We start from the raw sequence: 24498 nt of genomic DNA on the forward strand, positions 1-24498 counted from the left end.
GATGCCACGGTCGGGGCGGCAGCCATCGCCAGATCGTGGAAACGCCGGCGGGATGTCGCCTCAGGCGCGGGTCGCCCACACATAGCGGTGTTCCGGGCGGCCCGCGTCGCCGTACTTGAGGGTCAGCCTGGCCCGTCCCGTGCGTTCCAGGAGCTTCAGGTAGCGCTGGGCGGTCTGGCGGCTCACTCCGGTCCGCTCGGCGATCTCCTGGGCGGACAGGGGCCCGTCCGCGTGCATCAGGGACTGGCGGACCAGCTCCGCGGTGGTGGGGGAGTGGCCTTTGGGCAGGTCGGGTTCCGAGGATGCCGACAGGGCCCCGAAGATGCGGTCCACCTCGGCCTGTTCCGCCTCTCCACCGCCGTCCAGAGTGCGGCGCAGCTCCGCGTAGGCCTCCAGCTTGGCGCGCAGGCCGGCGAAGGCGAACGGCTTGACCAGGTACTGCAGTGCGCCGTGCCGCATCGCCGCCTGCACGGTGGAGACGTCCCGGGCCGCCGTCACCATGATCACGTCGGTCTGGTCGCCGCGCCGCCGCATCTCCTGGACGACCGCGAGCCCCGTCGCGTCCGGCAGGTAGTGGTCCAGGAGCACCAGGTCCAGCCGGGGCAGCGTCTCCAGCCGGTGCAGCGCCTCCGCGGCGCTGTGGGCCTCTCCGGCGACATGGAAGCCCGGTACCTTCTCGACGTAGGCGGCGTTGACCCGCGCGACTCTCATGTCGTCGTCCACGACCAGGACTTCGATCATCACGACCCCTCCTCGGCGGTCTGCGGTGCGGACGGCACGGTCGATACGGCCGGTTCGGGACGCGGCCCGGCCAGTGCCTCGGGCAGGACGACGGTGAACTCCGCGCCTCCGCCGTGCGCCTCGCCGACCGTAGCGCTGCCACCCTGCCGCTCCGCCAGCCTGCGCACCAGGGAGAGCCCGATGCCCCGCTCGCGGTGAGCCGGCGGCTTCTTCGTGGACCATCCCGTGGTGAAGATCAACTCCCGGTGCTCCGGCGGGATTCCCGGCCCCGTGTCGCGCACCCTGAGGATCGCCGTACGCCCCTCGGCGCGCAGTTCGACCTCCACGCGCGCGTGCGGCTTGCCGGCGACGGCGTCGAGGGCGTTGTCCACCAGGTTCCCCAGGACGGTGACGAGCCCCTGCGGGTCGACCAGCCGGTCGGGCAGCCGGGTCCGGTCCGACACCCCCAGGGCGACGCCCCGCTCGGCCGCGACGGTCGCCTTGCCGACCAGCAGGGCGGCGAGCAGCGGGTCCTCGATCCGCTCGGTGACCTGCTCCGCCGTGGCCCGGTGGTCACCGACGACCTCGCCGACGAAGTCGACGGCGTCGTCGTACATCTCCAGTTCGAGCAGCCCCAGAAGCGTGTGCATACGGTTGGCGTGCTCGTGGTCCTGGGCGCGCAGGGCGTCGATCAGACCGCGGGTGGAGTCCAGTTCGCGGCCCAGCTGCTCCAGCTCGGTGCGGTCGCGCAGGGTGGCCACGGCGCCGCCGTCGTCGGTGGGCATGCGGTTGGCGACCAGCACCCGCTGGCCACGCACGGTGAGCAGATCCGTGCCGGTGACGCGTCCGGCCAGCACATCGGCCGTCCGGCCCGCCCCGAGCGCCTCGTCGGGTGAACGGCCCACCACCGCTTCCCCGATGCCCAGCAGACGCTGTGCCTCGTCGTTCACGAGACGGATGCGGCCGGTGCGGTCCAGGGCGACGACCCCCTCGCGGATGCCGTGGAGCATCGCCTCACGCTCCGACAGGAGCGCCGCGATGTCCGAGAACGCCAGGTCCCTGGTCTGCCGGTGGACCCGCCGGGAGATGAGCCACGCCGCCAGCGCGCCCACGGCCAGGGCACCGCCGGCGTACGCGAGCAGCCCCGGGATCGCGTGGATCAGCCGGGCCCGGACGCTGTCGTAGGCGATGCCGACCGAGACCGCGCCGACGACGGTGCCGTCGCTGTCGCGCAGCGGCACCTTGCCCCGGGCGGAGCGGCCCAGGGTGCCGCTGTCGATCTCCATGACCTCCCTGCCGGCCAGGGCCTGGCCGGGGTCGGTCGAGACGGTGCCGCCGATCTGCTTCGGGTCCGTGTGCGACCAGCGCACGCCCCGCCAGTCCATCACCACGATGTACTCGGCCTTGGTGGCCTTTCGGATCCGCTCCGCCTCCCGCTGCACCGGGCCGTCCGGCGAGGGCGGTGTGTCCCGCAGGTCCTTCGCGAGATCCGGCAGCTGCGCGGTCGTCTGCGCGATCGCGAGCGCGCGGCGCATGGCCTGGTCGTCGAGCTGGTTGCTGAGGGGGGCGAGGAACAATCCGGTCGCGAGCACAGCGACTCCCGCGGCGATCGCCACCTGCATCAGCAGCACCTGCGAGAACACCCGCCGGGGCAGGCCGAGGCGCAGGCGGCGTGGGGGGGGAGTGGGGCTCATACCCAAGACCGTACGTGCGGCCGGCCGCCTGCCCTAGACGGGTGTGGCGTGGATCTCCAGATCAATGTGTACAGAGGCGGCCTCAATGTGTGCCCGAGGTCAGCCGGACGGTCAGCTGGCCAATGAGGTTGTCACCCTCACCTCGTGCACCGCCACCACGTCCATGCGGGCGGGGGTGCCGAGGACGGACGCCCCGCAGCTCTCGGGGCGGGGCGGCAGGGCCGCGCCCTGGGCCACGTCGACCTGCCAGCGGCGTCCGTCTGCGTGGTCGACGGTCACCTCCCAGCGCGGGGCCGCGCCGGACGTGCGGACGACACTCAGAGCCTGAGCGCCGTATTCGCCGGCCCTGGTACGCACGGCGAGCTCGGCGGCCTGACCGGGCCGGTCCCAGGCCGAGCTGCCCCGGCACCCCTCCACGACGATCCGCCCCTCACGGGCGCCGTGCAGGACCTCCTTGAGGGAATGGGCCTCGGCCCGGCCGTAGACGTATCCGTACGGCAGCACGAGCACCGTGGGGGAGAAGCGGTGACCACCCAGATGGGTGACCTCCCAGACGCCCTCGACCCCCGACGTCGCCAGCTCGGCCGCGAGAGGCCGGCCCAGGAGGGCACAGCAGCGGTCGCGCTTGCCGTTGGTGCAGACGAGGGCGAGCGGGTCACCGTCGTGGGGCCGGCCGCCGAGCAGCGCACCGAACGAGCGGTGGTCGCCCCGGCCGAGCGCGGCGAAGTCGAGGCCGAGCAGCTCCCCGGGGTCCGGGGTAGAGGCGCTGTACAGCCATACGTTGCCCGGGACGACGTGCGCGGCGTACACCCGGCGCGCTGCGGGCATGCGGCGGTCCGCGTGGCGCCCGGGGCGGCGGATGAGCGCGATCCGTACGCCCGTGTCCTTGGCGGCCGCCTCCAGGGCACGCCCCAGTGCGGGGTCCAGGTGACTCGAAGTGAGCGCCTTGGCACCCCACGGACCGGGCTGTTCCAGCAACAGCCAGGTCGTCGCTGTGGCCGCGGTTCCCGAAATGGGCTCGCCGAAGTCCCGGGAGACGCTTGAGCACGTACTCACAGAGGTGAGCCTAACCTGACCTCCGCCGCGGCGACGTCCGGGCCCTGCCGGCGCTACTCCGGCAGTGGCTGCGGCGGTTTCGGACCTGTGTAGAGACCGCTCGGGCGCATTCGCAGCGGGCGCTCGCCGTACTCCTCCAGGGCATGGGCGATCCAGCCCGCCGTCCGGGCCACGGCGAAGATCGTCTCGCCGGCGCTCGGGGCCATGCCGCAGGACGCGGTGAGCACGGCCAGGGCCAGGTCCACGTTGGCGTGCAGGGGGGCGTGACGGGCGGTCGTCTCGACGATGTCGCGGGCCGCGAGGAGTGCGGGCTCCGCGCGCGGGATCTGCTCCAGGAGGGCGAACAGGGCACGCGCGCGTGGGTCCTCGCCGGGGTAGAGCCGGTGTCCGAGGCCCGGGATACGACGGCCGGCCCGCAGTTCGTCCGCGATCACGGGTGCCGCGTCGCCCTGGTCGAGCACGTCCTGCAGCAGCCGGTGGGCGAGCCCGCTGGCCGCGCCGTGCAGCGGGCCCTCGATCACGCCCAGCCCGGCGGAGACCGCGGCGTAGGCGTGGGCACGGGCGGACGCGGCGAGGCGCACCGCGAGGGTGGAGGCGGCCAGGTCGTGGTCGACGAGGAGGGCGAGGGCGGTGTCCAGGGCGCGCAGGGAGGCCTCGTCGGGGTCCTTGTGCACCGACAGCCGGGACCACAGGCGGTGGGCCAGGGGGCCTTCGTCGCGGCGCCGGTGGCCCGCCGGGGGCAGAGCGGCCACGAGCGTGGGGATGAGGGTGCGAGCGGTGCCGGGTACGGCGCCCTCCGAGAGGTCGAACCGCAGGGGGTCGGCGGTCGCGGCGGCGATCGTCGCGACCCTCAACAGGTCGGCGGGAGCGGCGTGTTCGGGCAGGGCGGCGACGGCGCGACGGGCTACGGCGACGGAAGCGGACGGTGCGGTGAACGTGCTGCCCGGGAGCATCCGGCCCGTCCACAGCCACTCGGCGACCTCCTCGTAGGTGTGCCGGGTGGCCAGGTCGACCGCGTCTACACCGCGGAAGAAGTAGCGGTCGCTCCCGATGAGCGTGAGGCGGGTGCGGACGGACAGCTCGCCGCCGGAGCCGGAACCGCCGACGCTCTCCCGCCTGTTGCGCCGGGCGAGGGCCTCGACCTCACCGGCGTCGAAGGTGCTGCCCCGGCCGCCGCTCACCCGCCGGCTGCTGAGCTGGCCGCGGCTCACGTACGCGTACACGGTCTCCGGCTTCACACCGAGCAGCTCGGCGGCCTCCTTGGTGCTCAGCCGCCGTTCCGTGTCCTGGGGGGCGGGCTCTTGATCGCGCATGGGGTCACCGTATCCGTCCAGCGGACCATTGACTGACGTATTGATTCAATCAATATTGACAGGGCTTTAGTCAATCATGGACAGTCAAATCAAGTCCAGGGAGGAAGTCATGTCCGTTAACAGGTCAGCAGCCACTCTTGTCGAAGCGCCTCGGGGGCTTGCCGGTGTCGTAGTCACCGACACCCGGATCGGTGATGTACGCGGCCGCGAGGGCTTCTACCACTACCGCCAGTACTCCGCCGTCGACCTCGCGCGGACCCGCGGCTTCGAGGACGTCTGGCACCTGCTCGTGCACGGCGAACTGCCGGACGCCGAGCTGAGTGCGGCCTTCAGCGCCGAGACCGCCGCGCTGCGACGCCTGCCCGACGGCGTGCGGGCGGCGCTGCCGGCCATCGCCGCGGCCGGTGGGCGCTCCGGGCCACTGGCCGGGATGCGTACCGCTCTGTCGCTGTTGGGTGCCGCGAAGGGGTTCCGCCCCGTGTACGACATCGACGCCGAGCGGCGCCGGAGGGACACGATCGAGGCGGCCGCGGCCGTACCGACGCTGCTCACCGCGCTGCACCGGCTGGGCAAGGGGCTGGAACCGGTGGAGCCGTGCGAGGGCCTGACCTACGCGGCGAACTACCTGTACATGCTGACCGGTTCGGTGCCGACCGAGCGGCATGCGCGGGCGATCGAGCAATACTTGATCTCAACCATTGATCACGGATTCAACGCATCCACCTTCACGGCCCGGGTCATCGCGTCGACGGGCGCGGACGTGGCGGCATGCCTGGCCGGGGCGGTGGCGGCGCTCTCGGGTCCGTTGCACGGGGGTGCGCCCAGCCGGGCTCTGGACACGCTGGACGCGATCGGCACCCCGGACCGTATCGATCCCTGGGTGCGTCAGCGGGTGCTCGCCGGTGAGCGCATCATGGGGTTCGGGCACGCGATCTACCGCACGGAGGACCCGCGGTCCCGGCTGCTGCGCGAGGTCGCACAGGGGTTCGGCGGGCCGCGGGTGGACTTCGCCGTCGAGGTCGAGCGTCGCATCGAGGCGATTCTGGCGGAGCTGAAGCCCGGGCGGGAGCTGCACACCAACGTCGAGTACTACGCGGGCGTGGTCATGGAACTCTGCGGTCTGCCTCGCGAGATGTTCACCCCGACCTTTGCCGCCGGCCGGGCGGTGGGCTGGAGCGCCAACATCCTGGAGCAGGCGGAGGACACGAAGATCATCAGGCCCGTGGCGCGGTATGTGGGGCCGGAGGCGCCGGTGCCTGTGCCGGTCTGAGGGAAAGCGCCGCCGGGTGGGGGGCTTGACGATACGAGGCGATCGTCCTCAGGCGTGCCACGCGTGAAACGGCCATCCGAGCGGCTCTGATCGGCGGGAAGACGGAGAGAGGGCGCACAGAGGGAAGCGAGGGCCGCCCACATCGGGCCCTGCCCGAGTCTGCCCCGCGAGCGCTGCTGACGGCCGTTCACTCGGTGTGGATCTTCCGGCTCGTATCCTGGTGCGGCATCCCCATTTCCCACGTGTGCCGGGAACGCGAGCCGGTGCACGCGTCGGCGCGAGAGAGGTCGCACGGTGAGCCAGCCGAGCCCGAAACCGCAGCAGATCCCGGTCGTCGTCCTGGCCGGATTCCTCGGCTCGGGAAAGACCACTCTGCTCAACCACCTCCTGCACCGCAGCGGCGGCAGCCGTATCGGCGCCATCGTCAACGACTTCGGGGCGATCGAGATCGACGCCATGGCGGTGGCGGGAGCGCTCGGCGACTCGACGGTCTCCCTCGGCAACGGCTGTCTGTGCTGTGCCGTCGACGCGAGCGAACTGGACCAGTACCTGAAGAGGCTCGCGGAGCCCTCCCTCGGCATCGACGTCATCGTCATCGAGGCCAGCGGGCTGGCCGAGCCGCAGGAACTCGTGCGGATGCTGCTGGCCAGCGAGCATCCGGGGGTCGTGTACGGAGGGCTCGTCGAGGTCGTCGACGCCGTCGAGTTCGACGACACCCGTGCCCGGCATCCCGAGATCGACCGGCATCTCGCGCTGGCCGACCTCGTCGTGGTCAACAAGCTCGACCGGACGGCGGACGGCGAACGCGTCCTCGGGCTGGTCCGGTCCCTCGTCGACCGCGCCGCCGTCGTCCCGGCCACCTACGGCCGGATCGACCCCGAGTTCCTCTTCGACTGCCGCCCGAGCGAGGAGCGCATCGGGCAGCTGTCCTTCGACGACCTGCACGAGCACGGCAGTGACGACGACGGCCACACCGGCCACCTGCACGCCGCGTACGACAGCCTGTCGTTCGTCTCCCGGGAGCCCCTCGACCCGCGCCGGCTGATGACGTTCCTCGACAGCAGGCCCGAGGGGCTGTACCGGATCAAGGGTTACATCGACTTCGGGCCGCACGACGTCCGCAACCGTTACGCCGTCCACGCCGTCGGGCGGTTCCTGCGCTTCTACCCGGAGCCCTGGCCGGGCGGCGGTGAGCGCCTCACCCAGCTGGTCCTCATCGGCTCCGGGATCGACGCCCCCGCCCTCGGCAAGGAGCTGGAGGCCTGCAGGAGCGAGGCCCCACACGCTGACGAGCACGGCATGTGGGGCGTCCTGCGGTACGTGCGCGATCCCGAGGCGGATCTCGCGGACCCGGCCTAGACCGGCCCGGCCACCACGGCCACCGTCTTCGCCAGGGACACTCCCGAGCCGTCGCGGCGCGGGTCGATGTCCGGCAGGTCGGCCGGGGTGCCGTTCTTCTGCGCCGCCAGAGCGGGGACGGGGCCCGCCCAGGCCAGGGACAGGCAGTCCTCGCCCTTCAGGAACCGCTGGCAGCGGACGCCGCCCGTGGCGCGGCCCTTGCGCGGGTACTGGTCGAACGGGGTCAGCTTGGCCGTCGTCTGGACGGAGTCGTCCAGCGTGCCCCGCGAGCCCGCGACGGTGAAGACCACGGCGTCCACCGCCGGGTCCACCGCGGTGAAGGAGATGACCTTCGCGCCCTCGGTCAGCTTGATGCCGGCCACACCGCCGGCCGGACGGCCCTGCGCGCGGACCTGGGACGCCTGGAAGCGCAGCAACTGCGCGTCGTCGGTGACGAAGACCAGGTCCTCCTCGCCGGTGCGCAGCTCGACCGCGCCGACGATCCGGTCACCCTCCTTGAGAGTGATCACCTCCAGCTCGTCCTTGTTGGCCGGATAGTCCGGGACCACGCGCTTGACGACGCCCTGTGCCGTGCCGAGCGCCAGGCCCGGCGACGACTCGTCGAGCGTGGTCAGGCAGACCACCGTCTCGTCGTCCTCCAGGGAGACGAACTCCGCCAGCGGCGCGCCCCCCGCGAGGTTCGGTGCGGTCAGCGACTCCGGGAGCTGGGGCAGGTCGACCACGTTCAGCCGCAGCAGCCTGCCCGCCGAGGTGACCACGCCCACCTCGCCGCGGGCGGTGGCCGGCACCGCCGAGACGATCACGTCGTGCTTCACGCGCTGGGCACCGGCTTCCTCCGCGAACGGCTCGCCGTTCGCGGTACGGGCCAGAAGGCCCGTAGAGGACAGCAGCACCCGGCACGGGTCGTCGGCCACCTGGAGCGGCACGGCAGCGACCGGCGCGCCGCCCGACTCCAGCAGGACCGTACGCCGGTCGGTGCCGAACTTCTTGGCGACCGTGGCCAGTTCGGAGGAGACCAGCTTGCGCAGCTCCGCGTCCGAATCGAGGATCCGGGTCAGCTCCTCGATCTCCGTGGTGAGCCGGTCCTTCTCGGACTCCAGCTCGATGCGGTCGAACTTGGTCAGACGGCGCAGCGGCGTGTCGAGGATGTACTGCGTCTGCACCTCGCTCAGCGAGAACTGCTCCATCAGGCGCTGCTTGGCCTGCGCGGAGTTCTCGCTGGAGCGGATGAGGCGGATGACCTCGTCGATGTCCAGCAGGGCCGTCAGCAGGCCCTCGACCAGGTGCAGCCGGTCGCGCTTCTTGCCGCGGCGGAACTCCGAGCGCCGCCGGACGACGTTGAAGCGGTGGTCGAGGTAGACCTCCAGGAGTTCCTTCAGACCCAGGGTGAGCGGCTGGCCGTCGACCAGGGCCACGTTGTTGATGCCGAAGGACTCCTCCATCGGCGTCAGCTTGTAGAGCTGCTCCAGGACCGCCTCCGGCACGAAGCCGTTCTTGATCTCGATGACCAGGCGCAGGCCGTGCGCGCGGTCGGTCAGGTCCTTGACGTCGGCGATGCCCTGGATCTTCTTCGAACCGACCAGGTCCTTGATCTTGGCGATGACCTTCTCGGGGCCGACCGTGAAGGGCAGCTCCGTGACCACGAGGCCCTTGCGGCGGGCCGTCACGGGCTCCACCGACACCGTCGCCCGGATCTTGAACGTGCCGCGGCCGGACTCGTAGGCGTCCCGGATGCCCGACAGGCCGACGATGCGGCCGCCGGTGGGCAGGTCGGGGCCCGGGACGTGCTTCATCAGGGCGTCGAGATCGGCGTTCGGGTACCTGATCAGGTGGCGGGCGGCCGCGATGACCTCGCGCAGGTTGTGCGGCGCCATGTTCGTCGCCATGCCGACCGCGATGCCCGAGGCGCCGTTGACCAGGAGGTTCGGGAAGGCGGCGGGCAGGGCCACCGGTTCCTGTTCCTGGCCGTCGTAGTTGGGGTTGAAGTCGACGGTGTCCTCGTCGATCGACTCCGTCATCAGGCTCGTCGCCTCGGCCATCCGGCACTCGGTGTACCGCATGGCGGCCGGCGGGTCGTCGTTGCCCAGCGAGCCGAAGTTGCCGTGGCCGTCGACCAGGGGAACCCGCATCGAGAAGGGCTGGGCCATGCGCACGAGGGCGTCGTAGATCGACGCGTCGCCGTGCGGGTGCAGCTTGCCCATCACCTCGCCGACGACACGGGCGCACTTGACGTACCCGCGCTCGGGGCGCAGGCCCATCTCGTTCATCTGGTAGACGATGCGGCGGTGCACGGGCTTGAGTCCGTCGCGTGCGTCGGGCAGGGCGCGGGAGTAGATGACCGAGTACGCGTACTCGAGGAAGGAGCCCTGCATCTCGTCGACGACGTCGATGTCGAGGATCCGCTCCTCGTACGAGTCGTCGGGCGGCGTCTTCGTGCTGCGGCGGGCCATCGCTGCCGGCTCCTCCTGTTACTGGTCGCTCGCCTACGGGGCGTTCCTGCCGGTGAGGAGACGTCGACCGTGCCCGGCCCTTCGGGCCCTGCGCGCGCTCGCCCACTCGTCACCGACCGCCCCTGCGGCTCGCTCATGTTGCTGCGATCCGGATCTGACGCCGACCATTGTGGACCGCCGCACTGACAACCGGGACCAGGGCCCGGTCTCCGACGCCTGCCGGGCCGTCCGACAGCCCGTCGGGAACGGTCGTCCGTGCTCGCTCTCGGCGTATGCCGCCCGGGAACTTCACCAGGGCTTCGCACGCTTGCATACAGTGGCAGGACCGGCAGGAATCCGCGGTTGTGAAGACCGCTCCGCGATCGAAGGGACGTACATGCCCATGGGTCACACGGCCACAGCCCAGGCAGGCTCCGGGGGCCTGACAGCGACCGAGCACCGCCTGGCCAACGGCCTGCGCGTGGTGCTCTCCGAGGACCACCTGACCCCGGTCGCGGCGGTGTGCCTCTGGTACGACGTCGGCTCGCGCCACGAAGTCAAGGGACGCACCGGCCTGGCTCACCTTTTCGAGCACCTGATGTTCCAGGGTTCCGCCCAGGTCAAGGGCAACGGCCACTTCGAGCTCGTCCAGGGCGCGGGCGGCTCGCTGAACGGCACGACCAGCTTCGAGCGGACCAACTATTTCGAGACCATGCCCGCCCACGAGCTGGAGCTCGCCCTCTGGCTGGAGGCCGACCGCATGGGCTCGCTGCTGACCGCGCTCGACGACGAGTCGATGGAGAACCAGCGGGACGTCGTCAAGAACGAGCGCCGCCAGCGCTACGACAACGTCCCCTACGGCACCGCTTTCGAGAAGCTGACCGCGCTCGCCTACCCGGAGGGCCACCCCTACCACCACACTCCGATCGGCTCCATGGCCGACCTGGACGCGGCGACCCTGGAGGACGCACGCGCGTTCTTCCGCACCTACTACGCGCCGAACAACGCCGTGCTCTCCGTGGTCGGCGACATCGACCCGGAGCAGACCCTCGCCTGGGTCGAGAAGTACTTCGGCTCCATCCCCGGTCACGACGGCAAGCCCGCTCCGCGCGACGGCTCGCTGCCGGAGACCATCGGAGAGCAGCTGCGCGAGGTCGTCGAGGAGGAGGTCCCGGCGCGCGCCCTGATGGCCGCCTACCGGCTGCCGCACGACGGCACGCGCGCGTGCGACGCGGCCGACCTGGCCCTCACCGTCCTCGGCGGCGGCGAGTCCTCCCGCCTCTACAACCGGCTGGTGCGGCGCGACCGTACGGCCGTGGCGGCCGGCTTCGGCCTGCTGCGGCTCGCCGGGGCTCCCTCCCTGGGGTGGCTGGACGTGAAGACGTCCGGTGACGTGGAGGTTCCGGTCATCGAGACCGCCATCGACGAGGAGCTCGCCCGGTTCGCCGAGGAGGGCCCCACGGCCGAGGAGATGGAGCGCGCCCAGGCCCAGCTGGAGCGCGAGTGGCTGGACCGGCTCGGCACGGTCGCCGGCCGCGCCGACGAACTGTGCCGGTACGCCGTGCTGTTCGGCGACCCGCAGCTCGCCCTGACCGCCGTCCAGCGTGTGCTGGAGATCACGGCGGAGGAGGTCCAGGAGGTCGCCAAGGCCCGCCTGCGGCCCGACAACCGCGCGGTGCTCGTGTACGAGCCCGTCACCGACGAGGACACCACCGAGGACACCGCAGCCGCGGCCGGCGACGAGAACGAGGAGGCGGCCAAGTGACCGAGCTCGCCACGATGGAATTCCACCCCCGGCCGCAGGCGGGCGACGCCCGGCCGTGGGCCTTCCCCGCCCCCGAGCGCGGCACGCTCGACAACGGCCTGACGGTGCTGCGCTGCCACCGCCCCGGCCAGCAGGTCGTCGCCGTGGAGGTGTTGCTGGACGCCCCCCTGGACGCGGAGCCGGGCGGTCTCGACGGTGTGGCCACGATCATGGCCCGGGCGTTCTCCGAGGGCACCGACAAGCACTCCGCCGAGGAGTTCGCCGCCGAGCTGGAGCGCGCGGGTGCCACCCTCGACGCGCACGCCGACCACCCCGGCGTCCGGCTCAGCCTGGAGGTGCCGGCCTCCCGGCTCGCCAAGGGGCTGAACCTGATCGCCGACGCGCTGAGGGCGCCCGCGTTCGCCGACAGCGAGGTCGAGCGGCTGGTCACCAACCGCCTCGACGAGATCCCGCACGAACTGGCCAACCCCTCCCGCCGCGCCGCCAAGGAGCTCTCCAAGGAGCTGTTCCCGTCGGACGCGCGCATGTCGCGGCCACGGCAGGGCACCGAGGAGACGGTCGCCGCGATCGACTCCGCGGCCGTTCGCGGCTTCTACGAGAAGCACGTCCGCCCCGCCACGGCCACCGCCGTGGTCGTCGGTGACCTCACCGGCATCGACCTCGACACCCTGCTCGGGGACACCCTGGGCGCCTGGACGGGCTCCTCGGCCGAGCCCCGCCCCGTGCCGCCGGTGACCGCCGACGACACCGGCCGGGTCGTCATCGTGGACCGCCCCGGCGCCGTCCAGACGCAGCTGCTGATCGGCCGGGTCGGCCCGGACCGGCACGACCGCGTGTGGCCCGCGCAGGTGCTCGGCACGTACTGCCTCGGCGGCACCCTCACCTCCCGTCTGGACCGCGTCCTGCGCGAGGAGAAGGGCTACACCTACGGCGTACGGGCGTTCGGCCAGGTCCTCAGGTCCGCCCCGGACGGCACGGGTGCCGCGATGCTCGCCATCAGCGGTTCCGTCGACACGCCCAACACAGGCCCCGCTCTGGAGGACCTCTGGACGGTGCTGCGCACCCTCGCCGCCGAGGGACTGACCGACGCCGAGCGGGACGTCGCCGTGCAGAACCTGGTCGGCGTGGCTCCGCTCAAGTACGAGACGGCCGCGGCGGTCGCGAGCACGCTGGCCGACCAGGTCGAGCAGCACCTGCCCGACGACTACCAGGCCACGCTGTACCGTCAGCTCGCCGCGACCGGCACCGTGGAGGCCACCGCGGCGGCCGTGAGCGCCTTCCCGGTGGACCGTCTGGTGACCGTACTCGTCGGTGACGCGGCGCAGATCAAGGCGCCTGTCGAGGCCCTGGGCATCGGCGAAGTCACCGTCGTCGCCGCCGAGTAGCGGCACGCGCGCGGAGGAGCCCTGGTTGTCTTCCAAGGCACCAGGGCTCCTTTATGCCCGAATTGGTACGGAGGTTGCCTGTCTGCCCTGTGGGATGCGCTACAAACACCGGGATTCGTTTGGGAATTGAAAGCGGCGCCGCTTAGCGTCATCCGGGCTGTTCGTCAGGCAGTGCGCCGCACCCGCGGCACCGGACAGTCATCGCCGAGTCCCCGTACGGCGCGAGCCAGGGGAGCCGGGGACCCATCGCAGTCCCTGGGGTGAATCGGGCGCCCGCGCGAGTCGCGAGGGAGTCCGTAGGAGACCTTCCTGCTCCGAACCCGTCAGCTAACCCGGTAGGCGAGAGGGAAGGAAAGGACCAGCCACTACATGGCGTTCACTCGCGCCACCGGGAAGCACCGTCGTCCCAGCAGGATCCAGCGCGGCACCGCCCGCGCGGCGGGCGTCGCGGCCCTCGCCACCACCGGCGTGATCGGCACCGTGGCGGCCCCCGCTGCCTTCGCCGCCGAGCCCAGCCCCGAGCAGACCGGCCTCACCCCGGTCGTCACCATGGGCGACACCGTGGCCCAGCAGATCGACGCCCAGGCGATCGCGCAGCAGCAGGCCGCCGACGAGGCCGCCGCCAAGCAGAAGGCCGAGGAGACCGCGCGCAAGCAGGCCGCGGAGTTGGCCGAGAGGGCCAAGGAAGCGGCCGAGAAGGACCGCGAGGCCAAGGAGCGCGCCGCCCGCGAGGCCGAGCGCAAGCGCCTCAACGCCTACCTGGCCCCGATCTCCGGCTCGTACGTCTCCACCGGCTACAAGGCCAGCAGCGGCCTGTGGTCCTCCGGCAGCCACACCGGCGTCGACTTCCACGCCGCCACCGGCACCTCCGTCCACGCGGTCGGCGCGGGCACCGTCGTCGAGGCCGGCTGGGGCGGCTCGTACGGCAACCAGATCGTGATCAAGATGAACGACGGGACGTACACCCAGTACGGACACCTGTCCTCCGTCGGCGTCTCGGTGGGCCAGCAGGTCACCCCCGGCCAGCAGATCGGCCTGTCCGGCGCGACCGGCAACGTCACCGGCCCGCACCTGCACTTCGAGGCCCGTACGAGCCAGGAGTACGGCTCGGACATCGACCCGGTCGCCTACCTCCGCTCGCACGGCGTGAGCGTCTGACGGGAACCCCCGCGCTGTTCCCGAAGCCCCGGCTCCCCGAGCCGGGGCTTTCGGCGTTTACGGCGGCAGCCTGTCCAAAAAATATCCCTGGATTCCCGATGGCCGTCGGAAATTCCGGCTCATTGCAATAGAGTCACGGAACGGACGCCGCTCGCCGGCGTTTCTCGGGGATTAAGGGGAGGTCGGTCATGCGTATTCCCGCGCACTCGGTGTGCACGGCCATCCGGGACGACATCGTCGCGGGCGTCCACGCACGCGGCAGCCGGCTCACCGAGGAACTCCTCGCACGCCGCTACGGCGTCTCGCGGGTGCCCGTCCGGGAGGCGCTGCGCACCCTGGAGGCCGAGGGCTTCGTGGTGACCCGACGGCACGCCGGCGCCTGCGTGGCCGAACCCACCGAGCAGGAGGCGGGCGACCTGCTGGAGATGCGCATGCTCCTGGAGCCGCTCGGTGCGGCCCGCGCCGCCCAGCGCCGCACCGAGGCGCATCTGAAGGTCCTGCGCGGACTGGTCCGGCTGGGCCAGGAGCGGGCCCGCCGCGGCAGCAGCGACGACCTGCGCTCCCTCGGCGGCTGGTTCCACGAAACACTCGCCCAGGCCTCCGGCAGCCCCGCACTGACCTCGATGCTCACCCAGCTCCGCCACAAGATCGCGTGGATGTACGCCGTGGACGCGCCGGCCAGCCCCGTGGAGTCCTGGACGGAGCACGGCGCGATCGTGGACGCGGTGGCGCGCGGGGACGGCGAGCGCGCGCGGGCGGTCACGGCGCTGCACGCCGAGCGTGCGACGGGCGCGCACCGTCTGCGATTCGGCTCGGGCAGGGAGTCCGCCGACCGTGTGAGGAACTCGCAACATCCCGTAAACACGGCGAGCCCGCGGCATTAACACGACGGCCGTATACAAAGAGCAGGCAATTCGTGACGGCCTATTTCCCCCTGCCTGGAAACGGGGAATTCTAGAATTCCCGCCCCGTGGCGACCGGGAATGACGAAGGGCCCGCCCGGTGAATTCGGACGAGCCCTTCGGTGTGCGCCGGAAAGGGCGCACGGGACATCAGACGGTCTCGGGCAGTTCCTCGAGACCCTCGGAGACCAGCTTGGCCAGCCGGTCCAGGGCGGCGTCCGCGCCCTCGGCGTCGGAGGCGAGGACGATCTCCTCGCCACCCTGGGCGCCGAGGCCCAGGACGGCCAGCATCGAGGCCGCGTTGACGGGGGTGCCGCCAGCCTTGGCGATCGTCACCGGGACGCCTGCGGCCGTGGCGGCTCGGACGAAGATGGAGGCGGGGCGGGCGTGGAGACCCTCGGCCCAGCCGACGTTGACGCGGCGCTCAGCCATGTGTTGCTGCCCTTCGGTGTTCAGGGTTGTCTAGACCAGTTTCCCATATCGTGAAGCCCACCAGGAGCGGTTCTCGCGTTCCACTCCAGGGGCGCCGTCGGATCGCGGCCTCGACCCGACTGATGCCCTCCACAGACTGCCTCGCGCCGTTGTCAGGCGCTAGCCGTACTCTGGGGCCCATGCAGACCTCGCCGGACCGGCACGAGTATCCCGCCCACTGGGAAGCCGACGTGGTGCTGCGCGACGGGGGCACCGCGCGCATCCGGCCCATCACCGTTGATGACGCCGATCGCCTGGTCAGCTTCTACGAGCAGGTCTCCGACGAGTCGAAGTACTACCGCTTCTTCGCGCCGTACCCTCGCCTGTCCGCCAAGGACGTCCACCGCTTCACGCACCACGACTTTGTGGACCGGGTGGGACTCGCGGCCACGGTCGGCGGCGAGTTCATCGCCACCGTACGCTACGACCGGATCGGCCCGGACGGAACGCCCGCGTCCGCACCCGCCGACGAGGCCGAGGTCGCCTTCCTCGTGCAGGACGCCCACCAGGGCCGCGGGGTCGCCTCCGCCCTGCTCGAACACATCGGTGCCGTCGCCCGCGAGCGCGGCATCCGCCGCTTCGCCGCCGAGGTGCTGCCCGCCAACACCAAGATGATCAAGGTGTTCACGGACGCCGGCTACACCCAGAAGCGCAGCTTCGAGGACGGCGTCGTCCGTCTGGAGTTCGACCTCGAACCAACCGACCGCTCCCTCGCCGTGCAGTACGCCCGCGAACACCGCGCCGAGGCACGCTCCGTGCAGCGGCTCCTCGCCCCCGGCTCGGTCGCCGTCATCGGCGCCGGGCGCACCCCGGGCGGAGTGGGCCGCAGCGTCCTCGGCAACATCCGCGACGCCGGGTTCACCGGCCGCCTGTACGCCGTGAACAAGGCTCTCCCCGAGGGGCGGAAGGAGCTCGACGGCGTGCCCGCGCACCGCTCGGTGCGGGACATCGACGGTCCGGTCGACCTCGCCGTCGTCGCCGTACCGGCCGAGCAGGTCACCGAGGTCGTCACCGAGTGCGGCGAACACGGCGTGCAGGGACTCGTCGTGGTCTCCGCCGGGTACGCCGAGGGCGGCGGCCACGAGGGGCGCGAACGTCAGCGCGCCCTCGTCCGGCACGCGCGCACGTACGGCATGCGCATCATCGGCCCCAACGCCTTCGGCATCATCAACACCTCCCCGCAGGTACGGCTCAACGCCTCCCTCGCCCCCGAGGTGCCGCGCCCCGGCCGGATCGGCCTGTTCGCCCAGTCCGGTGCCATCGGCATCGCCCTGCTGTCCCGGCTGCACCGGCGCGGCGGCGGCGTCACGGGCGTGACCGGCGTCTCCACCTTCGTCTCCTCCGGCAACCGCGCCGACGTCTCCGGCAACGATGTCCTGCAGTACTGGTACGAGGATCCCGACACCGACGTCGTCCTCATGTACCTGGAGTCCATCGGCAATCCACGCAAGTTCACCCGCCTCGCCCGCCGGACCGCCGCGGCCAAGCCCCTGGTCGTCGTCCAGGGCGCGCGGCACGGCGCCGCCCCCCAGGGGCACGCCGTACGGGCGACCCGGCTGCCGCACGCGACCGTGTCGGCGCTGCTGCGCCAGGCCGGCGTCATCCGCGTCGACACCATCACCGAGCTGGTGGACGCGGGCCTGCTGCTCGCCCGCCAGCCCCTGCCCGCGGGCCCCAGGGTGGCGATCCTGGGCAACTCGGAGTCGCTCGGCCTGCTGACGTACGACGCGTGCCTCGCCGAGGGCCTGCGGCCGCACCCCCCGCAGGACCTGACCACCGCGGCCTCCGCGGCGGACTTCCACGCCGCCCTGTCCCGCGCGCTCGCCGACGACCGGTGCGACGCCGTCGTCGTCACCGCCATACCGGCGGTGGGGGAGGGCTCGGTCCGTGACGCGGCCCTCGCAGAGGCCCTGCGCTCCGCCTCGGCCGCGGCCCCGGGCAAGCCGGTCCTGGTGGTCCACGTGGAGCTCGGCGGCCTGGCGGAGGCCCTGTCGGCGGCGTCGAGCACGGCACCGCAGACCGGCTCGGGCAGAACCCGGCCATCAGCTCCCGGCCGGGCATCACGCGCAGAGTCGGGCAAACAGCCTCAAAGCGCAACCGGCTCGACACCCGCCGAGGACCGCCTCCCCGCCACCGAGGCTCCCGAAGGCGCCCACCTCATCCCCGCCTACCCCGCCGCCGAGCGTGCCGTCCGCGCCCTCGGCCAGGCCGTCGCCTACGCGCAGTGGCGGCGCGACGCCGCCGACCCCGGCAAGGTGCCCGAGTACGACGACATCGACGAAAGGGGTGCCGCGGCACTGATCGACGGCCTGCTCGCGCGCGGGCAGGGACTCACACTCGGCACGGACGAGACCTGCGACCTCCTCGGCCACTACGGCGTCCAGGTCCACCGCGCCCTGCCCGCCCCGACTCCCGACGCCGCCGTCGAGGCCGCCCGCACCCTCGGCTACCCCGTGGCGCTCAAGGCCACCGCCCCGCACCTCAGGCACCGAGCCGACCTGGGCGGCGTCCGCCTCGACCTCGCCGACGAGGACCAACTGCGCCGCTCGTACGCCGAGTTGACCGAGCTGTTCGGCGCGCCGGAGGAGCTGCGGCCGGTGGTGCAGCGGATGGCACCGCGCGGCGTGGACGTCGTCGTACGGGCCGTCATCGACCCCGCGGCCGGAGCGGTGCTCTCCTTCGGGCTCGCCGGGGCCGCCTCGCAGCTGCTCGGGGACACCGCGCACCGGCTGATCCCGGTCACCGACCGGGAGGCGACCTCGCTGGTGCGCTCGATCCGCACCGCCCCCCTGCTGTTCGGCTGGCGCGGCTCCGCACCCGCGGACACCCGGGCCCTGGAGGAGCTGCTGCTGCGGGTGTCCCGGCTGGTCGACGACCATCCCGAGGTCGTCGCGGTCACCCTGGAGCCGGTGGTCGTCGCCTCGCACGGCCTGAGCGTCCTCGGCGCCTCCGTCCGCCTCGCGCCCCCGCCCGCCCGCGACGACCTCGGCCCGCGGACCCTTCCCGCCTACTGACAGGGGGCGACCTGTCCCTCGCAGTCAGTGGTCCCCCGTAGGATGGGCGTCATGGCCAAGACCAGTACGACGACCCAGGGGCTGCGGGCGGCGATCGAGCGCAGCGGCTACTACCCGGCCCTCGTGGCCGAGGCGGTGGAGGCCGCCGTGGGCGGTGAGCCCATGCGGTCGTTCCTGGTCCACCAGGAGACGACGTTCGACCAGAACGAGGTGCGGCGGCACGTGACGGTGCTCGTCCTCACGGACAACCGCTTCATCGTCAGCCACACCGACGAACAGGCCGCCGACAGCACCTCCCCGACGCCGTACGCCACGACGTCGACGGAGTCCGTGAAGATCGGCCGCATCTCGTCGATCGTGGTCAGCCGGGTGGTCGCCAACCCCGAGTCCTACAAGCCGGGCACCCTGCCCCGTGAGGTCGTCCTCACCATCGGCTGGGGCGCCGTCTCCCGCATCGACCTGGAGCCGGCCGCCTGCGGCGACCCCAACTGCGAGGCGGACCACGGCTACACGGGCAACTCGACGGCGGACGACCTCAGCCTGCGCGTCAGCGAGGCCGGGGACGGACCGGAGACCGTGCGTGAGGCGCTCGCGTTCGCGCAGGCCCTCTCCGAGGCGACCGCGGACACGACCCGCTGATGGCACAGCCCGAGACGGCCTGGGACCCCCACCCCGAACCGCTGACCGTCGCCTCCGCACCTGCCCCTGAGTACGGCAGCGGATCGCTCGCCGACCTCCTGCCCACCCTGGCCGCCGGTCTCGGCGTCCCGGACATGAACGCCGCGATCACCGAGCTGACCCCCGCCGACCGGAACTGCGTGTTCCTGATCGACGGTCTCGGCTGGGAGCAGCTGAAGGCGCACCCCGAGGACGCGCCCTTCATGACGTCCCTCCTCGCCACCTCCCGCGGCGGCACCGGGCGTCCGCTCACCGCCGGCTACCCGGCGACCACAGCGACCTCCCTCGCCTCCGTCGGCACGGGCCTGCCGCCCGGCGCGCACGGCCTGCCCGGCTACACCGTCCGCAACCCGGACACCGGCGAGCTGATGAACCAGCTGCGCTGGCAGCCCTGGACGCAGCCCGGCGCCTGGCAGCCGTACCCCACGGTCTTCCAGCTGGCGCACGCGGCCGGGGTGCACGCCGCGCAGGTGTCGTCCCCGACCTTCCAGAACACCCCGCTGACCAGGGTCGCGCTCAGTGGCGGAACGTTCCTGGGGCGGCTCACCGGCGAGGACCGCATGGACCTGGCGGCCGAGCAACTGGCTGCGGGCGACCGCTCCCTGGTGTACACGTACTTCGCCGAGGTGGACGGCGCCGGTCACCGCTTCGGCGTCGACTCCGACGCCTGGCGCGGCCAGCTCATGTACGCCGACCGCCTGGTCCAGCGCCTGGCCGAACAACTGCCGCCGCGCAGCGCCCTCTACGTCACCGCCGACCACGGCATGATCGACGTGCCGTTCGACGAGCAGCACCGCATCGACTTCGACGAGGACTGGGAGTTGAGCGCGGGTGTCGCCCTGCTCGGCGGCGAAGGCCGCGCCCGCCACGTCTACGCGGTGCCCGGCGCGGCGAACGACGTCCTGACCTGCTGGCGCGAGGTGCTCGGCGAGCAGTTCTGGGTGGCCTCACGCGACGAGGCCATCGCGGCGGGCTGGTTCGGCCCGCAGATCGACGAACGGGTGTACGGCAGGATCGGTGACGTGGTCGCGGCCGCGCGGGACGACGTCCTGCTCATCGCCTCCGAGCGGGAGCCGAAGGAGTCGGCCATGGTCGGCAACCACGGTTCGATGACCCCCGCCGAGCAGCTGGTCCCCCTGCTCGAAGTACGCTCCTGACACAGCCCCACGCCGACCTCCACGCCGAAAGGTGCTCAACTCCCCATGCCCGAGCTGGTGTTCTTCTGCGGAACCATGGACTGCGGAAAGTCGACGCTGGCTCTCCAGATCGAGCACAACCGCTCGGCGCGCGGCTTGCAGGGCATGATCTTCTCGCGCGACGACCGGGCCGGCGAGGGCAAGCTGTCCTCGCGCCTCGGCCTGGTGACGGACGCGGTGGAGGTCGGCGACGGGCAGGATCTCTACGGCTACCTCGTCGACCATCTCTCGCAGGGCGGCCGCGCCGACTACGTGATCGCCGACGAGGCGCAGTTCCTCGCGCCGGAGCAGATCGACCAACTCGCGCGTGTGGTCGACGACCTGAGCCTGGACGTCTACGCCTTCGGCATCACGACCGACTTCCGCTCCAAGCTGTTCCCCGGCTCGCAGCGGCTGGTGGAACTGGCCGACCGGGTCGAGGTGCTCCAGGTCGAGGCCCTGTGCTGGTGCGGAGCCCGTGCCACGCACAACGCCCGCACGATAGGCGGGGTGATGGTCGTCGAGGGAGCCCAGGTGGTCGTCGGCGACGTCACCCACTCCGTCGACGAGGTCGGGTACGAGGTGCTGTGCCGCCGTCACCACCGTCGCCGGATGACCGCGGCGACCTCCCATGCGGCGGCCCTGTCCCCGGACGTGCTGCCGGTGACGTCCGCCTGACCCGCGTCCGGCGCTCCGGCCGTCAGTCCGGCCGCTGCACCAGCGCGAACCGTGCCCCTTCCGGGTCCGCCACCCCCGCCACCCGCCCGTGGGCGGTGTCGTGCACCGGCTTGAGGACCTGCCCGCCCAGGTGGAGGAGATGGTCCACGGCGTCGTCGACATCGGCGACCTGGAAGTACGTGACCCAGTGCGGCCCCCGGTCGCGGGGCAGGGCGTGCCCCACACCGTGGATGCCGGCGACGGGTTCGCCGCCCAGGTGCAGGGCCACGTAGTCGAAGTCGGCGGAGACCACCGGCTCCTCCTCGTAGCCGAACACCGTCCGGTAGAACTTGGCGACACTCGCCGACTCGAAGGTCAGCAGCTCGTTCCAGGCGGGTGTGCCGGGGACGCCCGAGACGGCGGTGCCCAGGTGCGCGGCGGCCTGCCAGATGCCGAACACCGCGCCCGAGGGGTCCGAGCAGATCGCCAGGCGGCCGGCGTCGGCGGCGTCCAGCGGACCCACACCGATCGTTCCGCCGCGGCTGCGCACCGTTTCGGCCGTCAGATCCGCGTTCCTCGATGCGAAGTAGGGCGTCCAGGCGATGGGCAGGTGACGGTCCGGTGGCAGTCGGCCGAGGCCGGCCACCTCGCGCCCGTCGAGCAGCGCGCGCACATACGGGCCGAGCTGCTGGGGGCCCGGCTGGAACTCCCAGCCGAACAGCGCTCCGTAGAACTCCTCGGTCGCGTCCAGTCCGTGCACCATCAGGCTCACCCAGCAGGGCGCGCCGGGCACGTGCCGGGCGGGTGGGTCACCGTTCGGCCCGGCGGACCCCCGTGCGTCGGTCATCGTCACTCTCTTCTCGGCCTCGCGGTGGCCGTGCTCTCCGCAGCCTGGTGGGTCAGCCCTGTGGGGCGTCCCCTGTCCGGGAGAATGCCCGATGTGCGGGCCTCGCCCCTCGCGGCGCGCTTGTCGGAAGGTGTCGTTCAGCTGTACAGCATGTGCTTGTTCCCGTACACCGTGTGATCGACCCGCTCCGGCCGAGCAGAGTAGCCGGACACGGACGGCTCGGCCACCCCCGTGCGCGAGGATGGGGACCATGAACGCCATCATCTCCGCATCCGACCTCGCGAAGGACCTCGACAGCGCCCACCCGCCGGTCCTGCTCGATGTCCGCTGGCAGCTCACCGCCGCCAGGACGGCCGGCGAGCCGCCGTTCGACGGCCGGGCCGCGTACGAGGCAGGGCACCTGCCCGGGGCCGTCTACGTCGACCTGGACCGGGAGTTGGCCTCCGCGCCGGGCAAGGGCGGCCGGCATCCGCTGCCGGACCTCGCGCGCTTCGGTGCCGCGATGCGCCGGGCGGGCGTGTCGGCCGGCACCCCGGTGGTCGTCTACGACGGCGGCCAGGGCTGGGCGGCGGCCCGGGCGTGGTGGCTGCTGCGCTGGACGGGTCACCCGGACGTGCGGGCCCTCGACGGCGGGTTGCCGTCCTGGGAGGGGCCGTTGGAGAAGTCCGTGCCGGCCCCGGCCGAGGGCGACTTCGTGCCCGAGCCGGGGGTGACGGGGCTGCTCGACGCGGATGCCGCCGCGGCTCTGGCGCGGTCCGGTGTGCTGCTGGACGCGCGGGCGGGGGAGCGGTACCGGGGCGAGGTGGAGCCGATCGACCCGGTGGCCGGGCACATCCCGGGCGCGGTGTCGGCACCCACCACGGAGAACGTGGGGGCCGACGGGCGCTTCCTGCCCGCCGGGGAACTGCGGGCGCGCTTCGAGGGACTCGGCGTGAGGGAGGGTTCGCGGGTCGGTGTGTACTGCGGGTCGGGGGTGTCCGCCGCCCACGAGGTCCTGGCGCTGGCGGCCGCGGGCATTCCGGCCGAGCTGTACGTGGGGTCGTGGTCGGAGTGGTCCTCGGACCCGGACCGGCCGGTCGCCGTCGGGCCGGATCCGCAGTGACCTGACACGGGGAGAGGGCCGGGCCCGGAAGGCACGGCCCCTCGTCGTCCGACGGCTGACCCGGCTACTCCTGCTTCTTGCGTCGCGTCCCGAACACGATCTCGTCCCAGCTCGGGACGGCCGCTCTGCGGCCCGGGCGTACGCCGTCCGCCTCGGCCTGGCGGTCGGTGGCACCGATGAGCCGGTCGCGGTGGCTGCCCACCGATCGCGGCATGAGCACGTCCGCGTAGGCGGATCCGGCCGAGGCGGCGGGAGCCGGGGGCTCCTCCTCCTCGACCTCGGCGACGACGGGCTCCTCCTCGGGCTCCGCCGGGGGCAGTTCCGGGACGACGAGGTCGCCGCGGAAGCTCGGCACCGCCTCCAGCAGACTGGTCAGGGAATCCCGCTCGCCGGTGATCTCCTCGTCCGGCTCGGACGCCTGCGCGGGCAGGCTGGGCCGCTCGGGGCGGTCCAGCGGTCTGTCGCGCGGCAGCCGGGCGATCCGCGGGACGAACGGGAAGCTGGGCTCCGGGGCGGCCAGGTCGTCGGACTCGCCGATCAGGGAGCGCGCCTCGTCGTCGACGGCCTGGACGAGCCGCCGGGGCGGGTCGTACGTCCAGCTCGCCGAGTGGGGCTCGCTCGCGACGCGGTAGACCAGCAGGACTTCCCAGGTGCCGTCGTCGCGACGCCATGAGTCCCACTGGACGGTGTCCTTGTCGGCGCCCCGCAGCAGCAGTCGTTCCTGCACCGCTTCGCCCAGCGGCGGACCGGAGTTCTCGCCGGGGCGGCGGACCGGGGTCTTGCGGGCCCGCTCGGCCATGAAGGCGCGCTCGGCGAGCACGGGGCCCTCGAAGCGGCGGACCCGGTCGACGGGGATGCCGGCCATCTGCGCGACCTCTTCCGCGGTCGCGCCCGCACGTATACGCGCCTGGATGTCGCGGGGGCGGAGGTGGCTCTCGACCTCGATCTCGATCTGGCCGAGACGGGGACGGTCGCCGCGCACGGCAGCGCGCAGGCGTTCGTCGATCGGAAGCGTGTACTCCGTAGAGTCGGCAGCCTTCAGCACCAGCCGTGTGCCGTCATTCGAGACGGCCACGACACGCAGTTCGGGCATGGGGACCTCCCGGGTGGTGCCTGCCGACGTCACGTGCGTCGCTGCTTCCGCTAGTCGAGTGTGGCCTGCCCGGGTGCAGCCTGCCACAACCTTGCCGAGTTGCCCGGCGTGTCGGGCGCGGGCCCTGGATCGCCGTTATGGCACGGTTACCTATTCGCAACGCTAAGTGACGAACTCCATCACCCTGTGCAACTAGCCCCCTCCCGGCGGTCCTTAAAGGCCCTGTACACCCACATGGGAGACCGGACCCAGGGTTCGCAACAGTACTCCATTCGGGCCACGTGCGTGGATTGGCGCGCCGCCCAACTTCTGGCGAGGGGTGGGACTTGGACGCCCATTCCCCCGTTGTGTGATCTTGAACGTGGGGAACTTCACGTAATCACCAGAATCGGAACTAAGGGTTATGGAGA

Annotated in this window: 19 protein-coding genes and 1 riboswitch; of the genes, 11 read left to right on the top strand and 8 right to left on the bottom strand. The window is 72.2% G+C overall.

Features of this window, described 5'->3' with window-relative positions; genetic code table 11:
- Positions 1-60 precede the first annotated feature (60 nt).
- The 4 genes from A4E84_RS29980 to A4E84_RS29995 all read right to left on the bottom strand — a co-directional run bounded on the left by A4E84_RS29980 (position 61) and on the right by A4E84_RS29995 (position 4783).
- Positions 61-741 (bottom strand): response regulator, encoded by a 681-nt coding sequence (locus A4E84_RS29980; protein WP_062929522.1) that lies wholly within the window; start codon positions 739-741, stop codon positions 61-63.
- Positions 741-2414, bottom strand: coding sequence for an ATP-binding protein (locus A4E84_RS29985; protein WP_062929523.1), 1674 nt, complete (start codon positions 2412-2414; stop codon positions 741-743). Before A4E84_RS29985 ends, A4E84_RS29980 begins: the two co-directional genes overlap by 1 nt.
- Positions 2415-2525: 111 nt before the next feature.
- The gene (locus tag A4E84_RS29990) at positions 2526-3470 is read right to left on the bottom strand and encodes a sucrase ferredoxin (RefSeq protein WP_062929524.1); all 945 of its coding nucleotides are present in this window, start codon (positions 3468-3470) and stop codon (positions 2526-2528) included.
- Between the two features lie 53 nt (positions 3471-3523).
- Positions 3524-4783, bottom strand: a complete 1260-nt coding sequence (locus A4E84_RS29995; protein WP_062929525.1) for a citrate synthase — start codon at positions 4781-4783, stop codon at positions 3524-3526.
- 109 nt (positions 4784-4892) lie between these two features.
- Here A4E84_RS29995 and A4E84_RS30000 point away from each other — a divergent pair, with 109 nt between their 5' ends.
- Both A4E84_RS30000 and A4E84_RS30005 read left to right on the top strand, forming a co-directional pair.
- Positions 4893-6053, top strand: a complete 1161-nt coding sequence (locus tag A4E84_RS30000; RefSeq protein ID WP_062929526.1) for a citrate synthase/methylcitrate synthase — start codon at positions 4893-4895, stop codon at positions 6051-6053.
- A gap of 294 nt (positions 6054-6347) precedes the next feature.
- The gene (locus tag A4E84_RS30005; protein ID WP_062929527.1) at positions 6348-7412 is read left to right on the top strand and encodes a CobW family GTP-binding protein; all 1065 of its coding nucleotides are present in this window, start codon (positions 6348-6350) and stop codon (positions 7410-7412) included.
- Here the strand turns inward: A4E84_RS30005 and A4E84_RS30010 are convergent.
- Entirely contained in the window at positions 7409-9862 is a 2454-nt protein-coding gene (locus tag A4E84_RS30010) for a DNA gyrase/topoisomerase IV subunit A (RefSeq protein WP_062929528.1), read from the bottom strand. The two genes, A4E84_RS30005 and A4E84_RS30010, sit on opposite strands and share 4 nt — an antisense overlap.
- A 382-nt stretch (positions 9863-10244) precedes the next feature.
- Here A4E84_RS30010 and A4E84_RS30015 point away from each other — a divergent pair, with 382 nt between their 5' ends.
- The 4 genes from A4E84_RS30015 to A4E84_RS30030 all read left to right on the top strand — a co-directional run bounded on the left by A4E84_RS30015 (position 10245) and on the right by A4E84_RS30030 (position 15033).
- A complete protein-coding gene (locus tag A4E84_RS30015; RefSeq protein ID WP_079129170.1) occupies positions 10245-11606 on the top strand; it encodes a M16 family metallopeptidase in 1362 nt (453 codons plus the stop codon).
- Positions 11603-12991 (top strand): M16 family metallopeptidase, encoded by a 1389-nt coding sequence (locus tag A4E84_RS30020; RefSeq protein ID WP_062929530.1) that lies wholly within the window; start codon positions 11603-11605, stop codon positions 12989-12991. Before A4E84_RS30015 ends, A4E84_RS30020 begins: the two co-directional genes overlap by 4 nt.
- A 192-nt stretch (positions 12992-13183) precedes the next feature.
- Positions 13184-13348, top strand: a riboswitch (cyclic di-AMP (ydaO/yuaA leader).
- A 12-nt stretch (positions 13349-13360) separates the two neighbouring features.
- On the top strand, positions 13361-14149 hold the full coding sequence (locus tag A4E84_RS30025; protein ID WP_062929531.1) for a M23 family metallopeptidase: 789 nt from the start codon (positions 13361-13363) through the stop codon (positions 14147-14149).
- Positions 14150-14337: 188 nt separating this feature from the next.
- On the top strand, positions 14338-15033 hold the full coding sequence (locus A4E84_RS30030; RefSeq protein ID WP_062929532.1) for a GntR family transcriptional regulator: 696 nt from the start codon (positions 14338-14340) through the stop codon (positions 15031-15033).
- 168 nt (positions 15034-15201) lie between these two features.
- On the opposite strand, the gene A4E84_RS30035 is transcribed toward A4E84_RS30030, so the two are convergent.
- Positions 15202-15483: an HPr family phosphocarrier protein gene (locus tag A4E84_RS30035; protein WP_030235221.1), complete on the bottom strand. Its 282-nt coding sequence runs from the start codon at positions 15481-15483 to the stop codon at positions 15202-15204.
- Between the two features lie 179 nt (positions 15484-15662).
- Between A4E84_RS30035 and A4E84_RS30040 the strand changes: the two genes are divergently transcribed.
- From A4E84_RS30040 to A4E84_RS30055, 4 genes are read left to right on the top strand one after another with little or no spacing between them, the layout of a single operon-like run.
- A complete protein-coding gene (locus A4E84_RS30040; RefSeq protein ID WP_062929533.1) occupies positions 15663-18536 on the top strand; it encodes a bifunctional acetate--CoA ligase family protein/GNAT family N-acetyltransferase in 2874 nt (957 codons plus the stop codon).
- Between the two features lie 51 nt (positions 18537-18587).
- Positions 18588-19175: a DUF5998 family protein gene (locus A4E84_RS30045; protein WP_174569471.1), complete on the top strand. Its 588-nt coding sequence runs from the start codon at positions 18588-18590 to the stop codon at positions 19173-19175.
- Entirely contained in the window at positions 19175-20371 is a 1197-nt protein-coding gene (locus A4E84_RS30050) for an alkaline phosphatase family protein (protein WP_062929535.1), read from the top strand. Before A4E84_RS30045 ends, A4E84_RS30050 begins: the two co-directional genes overlap by 1 nt.
- A 45-nt stretch (positions 20372-20416) precedes the next feature.
- A complete protein-coding gene (locus tag A4E84_RS30055) occupies positions 20417-21067 on the top strand; it encodes a thymidine kinase (RefSeq protein ID WP_062929536.1) in 651 nt (216 codons plus the stop codon).
- 22 nt (positions 21068-21089) lie between these two features.
- On the opposite strand, the gene A4E84_RS30060 is transcribed toward A4E84_RS30055, so the two are convergent.
- On the bottom strand, positions 21090-21893 hold the full coding sequence (locus A4E84_RS30060; protein ID WP_062929537.1) for a VOC family protein: 804 nt from the start codon (positions 21891-21893) through the stop codon (positions 21090-21092).
- Positions 21894-22143: 250 nt separating this feature from the next.
- Between A4E84_RS30060 and A4E84_RS30065 the strand changes: the two genes are divergently transcribed.
- Entirely contained in the window at positions 22144-22995 is an 852-nt protein-coding gene (locus A4E84_RS30065) for a sulfurtransferase (RefSeq protein WP_062929538.1), read from the top strand.
- A 64-nt stretch (positions 22996-23059) separates the two neighbouring features.
- On the opposite strand, the gene sepH is transcribed toward A4E84_RS30065, so the two are convergent.
- Entirely contained in the window at positions 23060-24088 is a 1029-nt protein-coding gene (gene sepH, locus A4E84_RS30070) for a septation protein SepH (protein ID WP_062929539.1), read from the bottom strand.
- Positions 24089-24498 lie beyond the last annotated feature (410 nt).

This window comes from Streptomyces qaidamensis (assembly GCF_001611795.1).
GTDB lineage: Bacteria > Actinomycetota > Actinomycetes > Streptomycetales > Streptomycetaceae > Streptomyces > Streptomyces qaidamensis.